This window comes from Alteromonas sp. W12 (assembly GCF_001924945.1).
In the GTDB taxonomy this organism is placed as follows: domain Bacteria; phylum Pseudomonadota; class Gammaproteobacteria; order Enterobacterales; family Alteromonadaceae; genus Alteromonas; species Alteromonas macleodii.
In genome coordinates this window covers 302,484-315,547 of the sequence record NZ_LQXH01000001.1, presented here as the reverse complement: position 1 = coordinate 315,547, position 13,064 = coordinate 302,484, and the positions used below count along the sequence as shown (strand labels likewise).

The 13,064-nt window shown below is 46.0% G+C and carries 9 protein-coding genes; 1 reads left to right on the top strand and 8 read right to left on the bottom strand.

The genetic code is table 11. From position 1 onward, the window contains the following. The first annotated feature begins 112 nt into the window (after positions 1 to 112). A complete protein-coding gene (locus tag AWH61_RS01310; protein ID WP_014948394.1) occupies positions 113 to 562 on the top strand; it encodes a hypothetical protein in 450 nt (149 codons plus the stop codon). Positions 563 to 669: 107 nt separating this feature from the next. Here AWH61_RS01310 and AWH61_RS01305 read toward each other — a convergent pair whose 3' ends face one another. From AWH61_RS01305 to tkt, 8 genes are all read right to left on the bottom strand, one after another. Continuing rightward, entirely contained in the window at positions 670 to 2,148 is a 1,479-nt protein-coding gene (locus AWH61_RS01305; protein ID WP_069943791.1) for a TolC family protein, read from the bottom strand. Next, a complete protein-coding gene (locus AWH61_RS01300) occupies positions 2,138 to 5,323 on the bottom strand; it encodes an efflux RND transporter permease subunit (protein WP_075176026.1) in 3,186 nt (1,061 codons plus the stop codon). The genes AWH61_RS01305 and AWH61_RS01300 overlap by 11 nt, the downstream gene beginning before the upstream one ends. Positions 5,324 to 5,332: 9 nt before the next feature. Further along, positions 5,333 to 6,418, bottom strand: a complete 1,086-nt coding sequence (locus tag AWH61_RS01295; RefSeq protein ID WP_075176025.1) for an efflux RND transporter periplasmic adaptor subunit — start codon at positions 6,416 to 6,418, stop codon at positions 5,333 to 5,335. A gap of 195 nt (positions 6,419 to 6,613) precedes the next feature. Continuing rightward, on the bottom strand, positions 6,614 to 6,928 hold the full coding sequence (locus tag AWH61_RS01290) for a hypothetical protein (protein ID WP_230633693.1): 315 nt from the start codon (positions 6,926 to 6,928) through the stop codon (positions 6,614 to 6,616). 222 nt (positions 6,929 to 7,150) lie between these two features. Further along, positions 7,151 to 8,050, bottom strand: coding sequence for a fructose bisphosphate aldolase (locus tag AWH61_RS01285; protein ID WP_014978432.1), 900 nt, complete (start codon positions 8,048 to 8,050; stop codon positions 7,151 to 7,153). Between the two features lie 301 nt (positions 8,051 to 8,351). After that, on the bottom strand, positions 8,352 to 9,527 hold the full coding sequence (locus AWH61_RS01280; protein ID WP_075176024.1) for a phosphoglycerate kinase: 1,176 nt from the start codon (positions 9,525 to 9,527) through the stop codon (positions 8,352 to 8,354). Positions 9,528 to 9,643: 116 nt separating this feature from the next. Further along, on the bottom strand, positions 9,644 to 10,654 hold the full coding sequence (gene epd, locus AWH61_RS01275; protein WP_014948384.1) for an erythrose-4-phosphate dehydrogenase: 1,011 nt from the start codon (positions 10,652 to 10,654) through the stop codon (positions 9,644 to 9,646). Between the two features lie 18 nt (positions 10,655 to 10,672). Continuing rightward, positions 10,673 to 12,664: a transketolase gene (gene tkt, locus AWH61_RS01270; protein WP_061484788.1), complete on the bottom strand. Its 1,992-nt coding sequence runs from the start codon at positions 12,662 to 12,664 to the stop codon at positions 10,673 to 10,675. Between the last annotated feature and the right edge of the window lie 400 nt (positions 12,665 to 13,064).

Here is a 13,064-nt window from a genome sequence, read left to right as displayed (position 1 = left end):
ACATCGCTAGGCGATTAAGCGCAGTACACAGGGGCGTTGGCTTTAGCCGAATGGTTAGTTGCGTGATAGCGGTAAAGTGCTAACTTCTATATAAGGCTTAAAGGTAATGCCCATGAATAATCCACACGGCGAGTTTGAATGTAGCGTAAGCGGTCAGTTGCTGCTCTTCTCAGCGCGCGGACCGTGGAATGACGAAACCATGAGAAATGGCGTAGTTAAGATGTCTTCTGACATTTCAAAATTCGAAAAGGGCGCTAAATGGGCACAAGTAAGCTGTCTTTACGGTGAAAGCCTAATGCCCCCTTCCACCTTTGATATTTTTGTAAAACAAACTCGGGTAAGAAAAACCCGCGGCCTGTCGTTTCTTGCCGTGGTGATATTAGATACCGACATTATGCTGACAACTAAGCATCAGATTTCTCAGTGCTACGACGCTGCCGAAGTTCCTTATGGCTTTTACGAAACGGTAGAAGATGCTTTGGAAGCGATGACGAATAATGGCTATGATTTTGATAGTGACGAAGCTGAGCGCTTTTTTGCCCGCTTTAACTTTACGCGTTAACATTTAATACCGCATGCGTTCTGCTTTTGTCACACGTTGAGTCTGAAATTCACCGCCAGCTTTTGATAAAGGCAAAAAAAAGGAGAGCGAGCGCTCTCCTTTTTATTTTAAGACTGCCATCCGCCTCCGAGTGCCTGATACAAATCGACCAGTGCGGCCATTTGCTGCTGACGAGTTTCTATAAACTCGCTACGCGCTTCCAGTGCTTCTCGTTGCGCAAGCAGCACCTCTAAATATTCACCATGAGCTGACGAAAAAAGCCTATTGGCAATATCAATCGACTGTTCGAGTGAAGCAATTTGATGACGCCGTGCTTCAGCACTTTTCTCCAAATTATCAAGCTTCGATAAACTGTTTGTTACTTCAGCTACCGCCGTTAAAACGGTCAGTTCATATTCGTAAGCCGCTTCTATTTGTTCGGCGCTGGCATTTTGATAAACCGCCTCAATCGCCCTGCGGTTTATTAATGGCGCAAAAACATCACCAGATAAGGAATATGCCAATGACTCAGGCACATTAAACAAGTAACGACTATCAAACGCCGATAAACCTACCCCTGCTTTTAGCTCAAAAGAAGGGTAGAAGTTGGCTTTAGCCACATCGATATTTAACTCTGCTGCTTGGAGCGTGAGTGCAGCTTGTTTTATATCAGGGCGATTGTCTAATAGCGCAGAGGGTACACCCACCTGCGGGCTTTTTAGCTCGGCGCTGAGCAACACGTTACTGTCCCTTTGAATGGGCTGTGGAGTGCGTCCTAATAACAGATTGAGCGTGTTCTCTTTCTCTAGGATTTCCTGCTCAATCAAGTAACGCTCGCTCTCGTTTTTCTTCACTTCCGCGTTAAATCGCGCAACGGGTAGCGATGACGCCCGCCCGTATTCTTTCAACGCATTAATAGTGTGAATAACATTGCGCTGTAGCGAAATGGTTGAGTCAAGATTCTCTAGCTTGTTATCTAGCGCCAGCAGTTCATAGTAAGTACGCGCAACTTCAGATACTAACTGGGTAACGAAAAAGTTCTTACTTTCAACCGACGCCAAGTATTCAAGCGAGGCCACTTTAGACGCATCTCTCAGCTTATGCCAAACGTCAATTTCCCACGACGCATTAAGGCCTAGCTTTAAGTTTGCCAGCGGGTCGGGAAATTCTTTATCCTCCTTGATATTTAACTGTTCTTCTACTGCGCCTTCCCGGGTATATTCGCCTACCTTTTCGGTTTCAGCGGCTCCCCCCGCAGAGAGTCGAGGCAAATATTCCCCTTCCCGTGCGTACACTTCATTCGACGCCATATTAATGCGTTGAATTAATATAGACACCTCTTGGTTGTTCTTAACCGCCGTTTCCACCAGCGCAGAAAGTGTAGGGTCGTTAAACCACTCACTCCATTGAATATTTGCTTGTGTACTCTGGTTAATCCCTTGACCAGCCTGAGTATCCACTTGCGAAACTTTCGCGTTAAACTGCTCTGGCAAATCTAGATTAGGGTTTCGCGTTTCAATGGTAGGGATGGCACATGCCTGTACTAACAACGCACTACTAAGCGCTAACCACAGCGGCTTATAAGTAAATCGCTTTTTATTTGTCATCGCTTAGCACCTCATCGTTATAGTGGTAAGTTTCAGTAAGAGGGACATGATCTTCGTTTTTGATTAATGACTTACCTTCTTCAAGTTTGGCGAACAAGTAGTAAAGCCCAGGAATAACCAGCACACCAAAAATAGTGCCGAACAAAGTACCGCCTAAGGCAGAAGCACCAATGGTTCTATTACCCACTGCGCCTGCCCCCGTTGCAATAACAAGCGGAATTAGCCCTGCTACAAACGAGAACGATGTCATTAGGATTGGACGAAAGCGCTGTTTGGCCGCTTCAACTGCCGCGTCAGCAATCGATAAGCCCTGCTGATTTTTTTGCACTGCGTATTCCACAATAAGCACGGCATTTTTGCCGAGTAACCCAACCAGCATAACTAAGCCAAGCTGCGCATAAACGTCGTTGGCCAGCCCCATTCCTTTTAGAAACAGGAATGAGCCGAGAATACCGGTAGGTAGTGAAAGAATGACTGCAAAAGGTAGAAGCAGACTTTCGTATTGTGATGCCAGCACGATATATACAAACAACAATACTACGGCAAAGATAACGATGGCTTCATTGCCTCGTTTAGCCTCGTCAAATGACAGGCCTTCCCAACCTATGTCATATCCTTTTGGCAGGGTTGCAGCCGCTACTTCCTCAACTGCTTTTATCGCTTGCGCCGAGGTATACCCTGCTGCAGGCTCTGCACGAATTGCTGCCGAGGTATAAAGGTTGTAGCGTGTAATTTCATTAGGGCCTTGGGTTTTAATCAGCTTCATAAAGGCCGAGTAAGGCACCATTTCACCTTCTTCGTTTTTCACGTAGTAATCCAATAAGTCACTGGGATAACGACGATATTCCGGTGCACTTTGTGTGTACACTTTGAAGAAGTTATTAAAGCGCGTGAAGCCTTGCTCATAAGTACTACCAATAAGAATATTCAAATTCTCCATGGCCGCGCCAATAGATACCCCTTTCTGCATTGCAGCTTGGTTATCTATCTCAATTTTGTATTGAGGATAATCGGCCGCGTAAAACGTGAATAAACCTTTTAGCTCATCACGTTTACCGAGTTCTTCCATGAAGGCTTTGTTGATTTGGTCGAACTCTTGATAGTCGGTCGTGTTGGTTTTATCGAGTAAACGAAATGATAACCCCGACGACGCGCCATAACCCGGCACAACAGGCGGTTCGAAATACTCAATCACTGCACCTAAGTGGTGTGTTTTGGCTTCTAGTTCTTCAATAATGTCACGTACCGACTGTTCGCGATTAGCCCAATCTTCAAGGTTAATCAAGCAGGTACCCGCGTTTGAACCTCGACCTTCTGTAAGGATTTCATAGCCAGCAAGCGAGGACACCGAGGAGACGCCTTCAACGTCCAGCGCCAAGCTTTGCAGCTCTCGCGCTACTGTATTCGTCGCTTCAAGGGTACTACCTGGCGGTGTTTGAATAATGGCATAGATTTGCCCTTGGTCTTCACCGGGAATAAAGCCTGTAGGTAATGCCTGATTAACGCCAAAGGTACTTACCACAAAGCCCGCAAGCAGCACTACAGTAACACTGCGGCGTGTAACGATAGCTTTGATAATGCCTGTATAACGACCGGTTAACTTATTGAAATAATGGTTAAACCCATCAATAAACTTGCTTAATGGCGTTGCTTTTCTTGTGTGTGAATGAGGGTTTTTAAGCAACATTGCACACAGCACTGGCGTTAATGAAAGCGCCACAATACACGAGATGATAATTGACGATGACATGGTAATAGAGAACTGGCGATAGAAGACACCTACCGGGCCCGTCATAAAAATAAGGGGCACAAAAACCGCCGTCATCACCAGTGTAATCGCGATAATAGCTCCCCCCATTTCACCCAGTACTTGTTGGGTAGCCATATAAGGGGTTAGGCTGCTGCTCTCTTCCATTTTCGCGTGAACGGCCTCCACGATAACAATAGCGTTATCCACCACAATCCCTATAGCTAGTACCAATGCGAACAGAGTAATAAGGTTTATGTTCACCCCTGTGGCCTGCATGCAGAAAAACGTCCCTACCAGTGAAACCGGCACAGCAAGAAGCGGGATAAGTGTGGAGCGCCAGTCACCCAGAAAGATGAACACCACCAAGGAAACCAAAATAAAGGCTTCAAACAAGGTATGCAGCACTTGTTCAATAGAGGCATCTAGAAACTTGGAAACATCGTAGTTGATTTCGTACTTCATGCCTTCTGGAAACGTTTTTTCTAGTTCAGCCATAGTGGCTTTCACCTGAGAAATAACCTCGTTGGCACTACTTCCGTAGTTCTGCTTAAGTACTATGGCAGCGGAAGGATATCCGTCTTTGTTTGAATAAATATCGAAAAATTCACTACTTAACTCAACATCGGCAATATCACCTAATTTGAGCAAGCGACCGTCGGAATCGGCGCGAATAATGATATTTTTATATTCTTCAGGCTCGTCGTAACGTCCTTCGTAAATAAGCACGTATTCTTTGGACTGAGCAGTAATGCCTGAGCTTCTGCCAAGTCGCCCAGGGCGTCCAATCAAGCTTTGCTCGTCTATCGATTCCATGATCTCATCTACAGAAACATTGTAAGCACGCATGCGATCAGGCTTTAACCAAATTCGCATTGCGTACTGGCGACTTCCCAATATTTTTGCACTGGCAATACCGTTTACCCGCTGTATCTCGGGGATAAGGTTGATATTGGAATAGTTGTACAGAAACTTTTCATCAGCCGTTTCGTCCGTGCTATAAACGTTTATGTACATCAACATGCTAGGCTGAACCCGCTCTAGTACCACCCCTTCTAACTGCACGAGCTGGGGCAGCCGGTTCATGATCTGGTCAAGCCGCGTTTTCACATTAATGAGCGCCTGATTCGGATCTACATCTAAATCGAAGATAACTTGAATGGTGGCTTCACCCGCGCTGGTCGCATCAGACACGATGTACTTCATGCCCGGCACACCGTTGATTGAACGCTCAATGGTAACCAGCGATGACTTCACCAATACATCAGCGCTCGAACCGGGATATGCCAGAGAAATAAGCACTCGCGGCGGAGCAATATCTGGAAACTGTGACGTGGGTAGGCTAAACACCGACAACACGCCCAAAAATATAATCATCAGCGATAGCATGATGGCCATCACTGGACGTTTAATAAAAACTCCAAACATAGCGCCCCCTTATTCTGCGTGCAGTGACAGTTGAGCTAATGTGTCGCTGGCTGAAATAAGTTCAGGCTCTATCTCATCGCCGTTCGAAACTCTTCGCAGTCCTTCAATCAAAATAGTGTCGTCCGGCGCTAGTCCGTCTGAAACCAGATAGATGTTAGGGAGTTCTGCAGCGATGTTAATGTGGCGGGTTGCTAACTTGTTCTCGCTATCCAGCACATACACAAAGCTTTGATCGAGAATTTCGAATGTGGCTTTCTGAGGAATAACTAAAGCATCCGGATAGGCAATATCCACCATGACATTACCGGTTTGCCCATGTCTTAGCAGTTGGTCTGGGTTAGGGAAAGACGCACGCATTTCAATGGTTCCGGTATGATTATCAAAATCAGCTTCAATGGCATCTATCACGCCTTGATGCGCGTAAATACTGCCATCGGCAAGCTTTAATCGCACTGACGTTTGATCATTTGATGCGCTGTTCTGCGCGTACTTTAAATACTCTGATTCAGGCACATTGAAATACACCCACATTGTGCTGATATCAGACAATGTGGTGAGCAGTTCGCCCTCATCAAGCAAACTTCCCGTTCGAGCTTCCAGTCGGTCCATTTTGCCTGTGAACGGCGCTTTGATATCTGTGAATGCTAAGTGAGTCTTTGCCAGTTCAACTTCAGCCTGAGCTTTTTGAAGCTGTGCTTCTATGACGGCAAGTTCGTTAGGAGAAACAATGTTTTGTTCAACAAGCGACTTTGTATTTTTGTACTCCATCTCTACCGCTTTAGCCTCGGCTTCAGCGCGGTGTAGTTCAGCTTCATATACGTTCGGCATTATTTTGAACATGGGCTGACCACGTTCTACCGTTTGCCCCTCATCAACAAAGGTCGATTGAAGATAGCCTTTTTCCATAGCTCTAACTTCAATATGTTGAATGGCACGTATCTGACTGACGTACTCTTTTACCAGCGTTGTGTCTTGTACGATAGGATGAGTAACGTTGAATTGAAGTTTTTCGTGATGCGCAGCATGTTCTTCATGTCCACAGCCACCTAAAAGTGCGGAAACAATGCTTACTGCAAGAAGTGCTTTTTTGCTCATAATGTAAATTCGTAATAAAAAGGCTAATCGTTACATGCCTTATAAAAAGACAGCATGCCACTAGCGCGCTTTCAGCAAATAGGTTCACCGCTGATAATTAAGCACGCAAAAACATCCAGCAAAGCGCTGGCGCGTTGTTAGGAATATCGAATTAACGTGTTTTTTAGGTAGCCAATAACCGCTAAACCTAAAAAACTAAGCAATAGGCGGCGCTCGGGTTAACGGCGTTGCGTAGTTAAGGGATGTTTTGAAAAGCCCACGCGGACGTGGTTTTGCGGTATCCGTGAAGGAGTCCGTAATGTAATCCAGCACAACATTTTGTGGCGGGACGGGCTCTTCCGGCGCACTTTCCTCAGTATCAAATTCAAATGAATATTCTGAGATAGAAGCATCAAAATGATGCTTGAACGTGATCGGCTTGTAATCCTGTTTAAGTCCAGATAAGCAAGTAAACAACAACGCAATTAATGCGTATATGGTGTACTGCTTCATGTACTGATGATTATTCACCGATGATTATTCCAGAAATTCAATTATATAAGGAAAATTGCGGCGTTATGCTACACAGGCGATTACGCTTTTACAAGAAACATTCTTGCTAGTAAACGCAGGCAATAAGCGATTGCACGTTTTCAGAATCGACAAAAGCGGAATGGAATAAGAAGTGACAAAACCGCACAACGAAAAAGAGCGCCATTAGGCGCTCTTTACAATCAATTTAAAAGGAGAGAATTAAGCTTTAGACGCTTGGTAGATACCTTCAATTGCAGTATCAAGCGTTGCTTCAAACTCTTCTTGAGTTTGCTGTGCAGATACGCCTTCTGTCAGTGCGCGAGAGAAACTCGCGATCATACCTTGGTTTTCTGCCAGCTTCGCGTTTGCTTCCTCGCGGCTATAGCCACCAGATAGCGCCACTACTTTAAGTACACGAGGGTGATCAACAAGCTCTTTATAGAAGTTTGCCTCTGTCGGAAGCGTAAGCTTAAGCATGACTTCCTGACCTTCGTTTAGCAGATTAAGCTGGGTCAAAATCTCTAGCTTAAGTAATGCTTCTGCTTCCGCTTTTTGTGGACTGTGAATATCCACTTCTGGCTCAATGATTGGAACAAGGCCCGCGGCTAAAATTTGCTTACCCACTTCAAATTGCTGAGCAACAACGTCTTTAATACCTTGGTGATTCGCAAGCTTAACAACACTGCGCATTTTAGTGCCAAATACATCTTGCGCCACCGCTTTAGCTAGCAGTGCATCAAGACCTGGCATTGGCTTCATTACCTGCACGCCGTTGCTTTCTTCAGCTAATCCTTTATCTACCTTTAGGAACGGAATTACGCGCTTCTTCTGCCATAAGAAATGTGCAGAAGACATGCCTTCAATTTCTCTATCAAGGGTGTTTTCAAACAAGATTGCGCCAAGAACGCGCTCGCCGCTAAAAGGGGTGCTGGTGATAATGCGTGTACGCATTTCGTGAACAAGATTAAACATCTCTTCGTCTGAGCTATACTCTGACTCTTCGATGCCGTATAAGCGCAACGCTTTAGGGGTACTACCGCCGCTTTGATCTAACGCTGCAATAAAACCGGTTTGCGTCTTCAGTTTATCCAGCATTGCCTGCTGAGCTTGTGATGCCATTGCAACACTCCTTTTGTATATTACTGCCTTAATAGACAGGTGTAGGGTTTATTGTTATACCAATTCTATTAAAGATCTGTTTGTCTCAGACGCAGCATGCCAGCACCTTAAGTAAACACATCTGTAATAAAGTTGGTATTTATGCCTGCGTACTTCACTGTTTCGCAGGTGTAATCGTTTCCGATTAAAAGGTCACGCTCAAAAATGCTGTTACTGAGCGTGACACTTATGGGGTAACGTTTGTACTAGGCCTTAGCTATCTAGAGCTTTAAAACGCTGCGTTTTCATGCAACGCCCAGGCTTATTTATTTTTTTCTTCTAGTACTGCTACCGCTGGTAGTGTTTTGCCTTCCAAGAATTCTAGGAACGCGCCACCACCTGTTGAAATATAAGAGACCTTATCGGCAATCCCGTATTTATCAACTGCTGCTAGTGTATCACCACCACCTGCGATTGAGAATGCGTCGCTTGCCGCTATCGCTTCAGACAGCGCTTTTGTTCCAGCACTGAACTGTTCAAATTCAAATACGCCTACAGGGCCATTCCATACAATGGTTCCTGCATTCTTGATAATGTCCTCTAACGCCTTTGAAGAGTCTGGACCAATATCAAAAATCATATCGTCGTCGGCAACGTCACTGACTACTTTTAGCGTCGCTTCGGTATTCTCATCAAACGCTTTGCCCACGACAACATCTGTAGGCACTGGAATATTACCGCCATTCGCCTGCGCTTCATTCATAAGCTGCGTGGCTTGCTCGGTAAGGTCCATCTCTACTAGTGACTTACCCACATTATGGCCTTGAGCCGCGATAAACGTATTAGCGATACCACCGCCAACAATCAGCTGATCAACTTTTTCAGCCAATGTTTTTAACACGGTCAACTTGGTAGATACTTTAGAGCCACCCACAATAGCAACCATTGGACGCTTAGGGTTGTCTAGCGCTTTGCCAAGTGCGTCTAATTCTGCAGCAAGTAATGGGCCAGCACAGGCTTTTGGTGCAAATTTAGCAACGCCATGAGTAGACGCTTGTGCGCGGTGAGCAGTACCGAACGCGTCCATAACAAAGATATCGCAAAGTGCTGCGTACTGTTTTGCTAACGTTTCGTCGTCCTTCTTTTCGCCGTTATTAAAACGTACGTTTTCAAGGATAACTAATTCGCCGTCGACAAGCTCCACGCCATCTAGGTAATCTTTAACAAGCTTAACCGGTACGTCTAGGGCGTCATTAAGATAATCAACAACAGGTTGAAGAGAGAATTCGTCTGCAGGCTCGCCTTCAGTAGGACGACCAAGGTGAGACATCACCATAACTGCCGCACCTGCGTCTAGGGCTGCTTTAATCGTAGGGATTGATGCTTTGATACGCGCATCAGAAGTTACTTTGCCGTCTTTTACCGGCACGTTTAAATCTTGTCTAATTAATACGCGCTGACCTTTTAGGGCCATATCGCTCATGCTTGGAATTGCCATCGTCTTTCCTATGTTAATTTAAATTCAGTAGAGCGTGTTTTGAAGGTAAGACACGCTCAAATTAACTGTGAAAGCTGCGCGGGCTGGTGCTACCAACCCTTGGCAGCATCAATGCTTTATTTTGCGTCGAACATCACTTTTGCGGTATCGAGCATACGGTTTGCAAAACCCCATTCGTTGTCACACCATACTAGTGTTTTAACCAGTTGTTTGTGACTGACTCTTGTTTGTGTGCCATCTACAATACACGAGTGAGGGTCGTGATTGAAATCTACCGACACCAAAGGCTCTTCGGTGTAGTCCAAAATACCCTGTAAACGCCCCGCTTTTGCATTGCGAAGGGCTTGGTTCACTTGCTCAATCGTTACCTTAGATTGAAGCGTTACACTCAAATCCATGGCAGTAACATTGATAGTTGGCACTCGAACCGCAATGGCTTCGAATTTTCCCGCAAACTTAGGCAGAATGCGCTCTATACCGGCAGCAAGTCGGGTATCAACGGGAATAATCGACTGACTTGCAGCACGGGTTCTGCGCAAATCTTCGTGATAGGCGTCGATAACTTGCTGGTCGTGCATAGACGCGTGAATGGTTGTGATCGTACCACTTTCAACACCGAACGCAGCGTCTAGCGCTTGGATAACAGGAACAATGCAGTTTGTGGTGCAAGAGCCGTTGGAGACTAATTTTTGTTCACTGGTCAACGTGTCTTCATTGGTTCCGAAAATGACCGTATTGTCTAAATCTGGTGACCCGGGTGACGAGAAAAGCACTTTGCCAGCGCCGGCATCTAAATGTGCTTGCCCCGATGCTCTGTCATCAAACTTGCCCGTACACTCAAGCACAATATCAACGCCCAAGTCTTTCCAGGGTAGGTCTTTAATATCGCTTATCGCGAGCAGTGTAATATCGTCGCCTGCGACATTTAGCGTGTTATTTTCTAAGGCCACATCAAAACGGAACCGCCCGTGGGCGGTATCGTATTTAAGTAAATGTGCTATGCCTTCGGGTTTAGCAATGTCGTTAATGGCCACCACGTTAAATTCGTTGTTGCGCCCACTTTCATACAGCGCGCGCAACACGTTACGACCAATACGACCAAACCCATTTATGGCAATATTTACCATAGGCTTATCTATTACCTCTTACAGAGACAGTGCAGCCTCTACTACAGCGTCAGTGGTAATGTTGAAGTGCTTGAACAGGTCGCCCGCAGGTGCAGATTCACCAAAGGTGTCCATGCCTACGATAGCGCCATTAAAGCCAACGTACTTGTACCAGCTATCTTTAGACAAGGCTTCAACCGCTACGCGTTTAACTACGCTAGAAGGTAGTACACTTTCACGGTAGTCAGCAGACTGACGGTCAAATACGTCAGTTGATGGCATAGACACTACGCGAACGGCTTTGCCTTGCTCGGTTAGTTTCGCTGCGGCTTCAACGGCTAGCTGAACCTCAGAACCGGTACCAATAAGAATAAGCTCTGGCGTACCTTCACAGTCTTTAAGTACGTAACCGCCTTTCGCGATATCAGCAACTTGTTGAGCCGTTCTTTCTTGTTGCGCTAAGCCTTGGCGTGTGAAGATTAGTGTTGTTGGGCCGTCAGTGCGCTCAATAGCAGACTTCCACGACACAGCAGACTCAACCTGATCACAAGGGCGCCAGTTATCAAGGTTAGGCGTTGCACGTAGCGCAACCACCTGCTCCACCGGCTGGTGAGTTGGGCCGTCTTCACCTAGACCAATTGAATCGTGGGTGTAAACGAAAATTGCAGGCTGCTTCATTAGCGCTGCCATACGTACCGCGTTGCGTGCATATTCCATAAACATTAGGAAGGTTGCACCGTATGCCTTAAAGCCACCGTGAAGGGCAATACCATTCATCATGGCCGACATACCAAACTCACGTACACCGTAATAAATGTAGTTACCTGATGCATCGTTTGCTTCAACGCCTTTGCTACCTTCCCAGATGGTAAGGTTAGAACCTGCAAGGTCAGCAGAGCCGCCTAATAGTTCAGGAAGTAGCGGACCAAACGCATTCAGTGCATTTTGTGACGCTTTACGTGACGCGATATTTTGTGGGTTAGCTTGAAGTTCAGCGATGATAGCGTCTGCTTTGTCGCTGAAATCTGCTGGCAACTCGCCATTTACACGGCGTTTGAATTCTGCTGCAAGCTCTGGGTAGGCGGCTTCGTATGCTGCGAAAGCGTCATTCCACGCGCTTTCCGCGTTTGAACCTTTCTCTTTAGCATCCCAACCAGCGTAAATATCGTCTGGAATTTCGAACGCGCCATGGCTCCAGCCAAGCTTCTCGCGAGTAGCGACAATTTCGTCCTCACCTAGTGGTGCACCGTGACAAGACTCGGTACCTTCTTTATTAGGCGAACCGAAACCAATGGTGGTTTTACAACAAATAAGCGTAGGCTGCGCAGTATTCGCCTGTGCCTTTTCAATGGCGGCTTTCACTTGCTCTGCATCGTGACCGTCAACGCCATCGATCACTTCCCAACCGTAGCTCTTAAAGCGTGCTGGTGTATCGTCGGTGAACCAACCTTCCACTTCGCCATCAATTGAAATGCCGTTGTCATCCCAAAACGCGATAAGCTTACCAAGGCCTAGCGTGCCGGCTAGTGAGCATGTCTCGTGTGAGATACCTTCCATCAAGCAGCCGTCACCCAAGAACGCGTAGGTGTGGTGATCAACAATAGTGTGACCATCTTTGTTGAATTGTGCCGCTAGCACTTTCTCGGCAAGCGCCATACCCACAGCATTACTGATACCTTGACCTAATGGGCCAGTAGTCGTTTCAACACCTGGCGCATAACCGTACTCTGGGTGACCTGGCGTCTTTGAATGCAATTGGCGGAAGTTCTTTAACTCTTCAATTGGCAGTTCGTAGCCTGAAAGGTGAAGAAGAGAGTACAACAGCATCGAGCCGTGACCATTTGAAAGCACAAAGCGATCGCGGTTAGCCCAAGATGGGTTTGCAGGGTTGTGTGATAAGAAATCACCCCATAGTACCTGTGCGATATCAGCCATCCCCATTGGGGCACCTGGGTGACCAGATTTAGCTTGTTGAACGGCATCCATGCTTAATGCACGGATTGCATTGGCGAGTTCACGACGAGAGGGCATGTTGTCTCCTGATTTATTTTGTATCTTTTGTTTCGTATCTTAGCGGGCTAGGCAAGCTAGACGAGCGTAGAGGTAAGGCGTTCGCTCTACTTCTTTATACGAATGAATGTGGCGTTATTCTTACCTATGCCACCTTACAGTTCAATGGGTTTTGATTGCCAATAGTGAAAGTCATAGTAAAAAATGGTCTATACCCTGACCATCACGTATTCCCATTACAGCAAAAACAGTTATATCTGACGCCTAGTTTTACAAATACATCATTAACTTCGACAATTACGACCTGAATAACCCTATAAGTGATCGGGTTGTGTCAACTATTCGTAACGAAGAGACTTTTAGACGTCTAGAAGTAAAGACTGGTATTTATAACTTGTTTTAGTACAATATACGACTATTT

Coding starts and splice junctions, on each gene's coding strand:
- AWH61_RS01295 (WP_075176025.1), bottom strand. CDS start 6,418: ATGAGCAAAAAAGCACTTCTTGCAGTAAGCATTGTTTCCGCACTTTTA.
- AWH61_RS01300 (WP_075176026.1), bottom strand. CDS start 5,323: ATGTTTGGAGTTTTTATTAAACGTCCAGTGATGGCCATCATGCTATCG.
- AWH61_RS01305 (WP_069943791.1), bottom strand. CDS start 2,148: ATGACAAATAAAAAGCGATTTACTTATAAGCCGCTGTGGTTAGCGCTT.
- AWH61_RS01310 (WP_014948394.1), top strand. CDS start 113: ATGAATAATCCACACGGCGAGTTTGAATGTAGCGTAAGCGGTCAGTTG.
- AWH61_RS01285 (WP_014978432.1), bottom strand. CDS start 8,050: ATGGCATCACAAGCTCAGCAGGCAATGCTGGATAAACTGAAGACGCAA.
- tkt (WP_061484788.1), bottom strand. CDS start 12,664: ATGCCCTCTCGTCGTGAACTCGCCAATGCAATCCGTGCATTAAGCATG.
- epd (WP_014948384.1), bottom strand. CDS start 10,654: ATGGTAAATATTGCCATAAATGGGTTTGGTCGTATTGGTCGTAACGTG.
- AWH61_RS01280 (WP_075176024.1), bottom strand. CDS start 9,527: ATGGCAATTCCAAGCATGAGCGATATGGCCCTAAAAGGTCAGCGCGTA.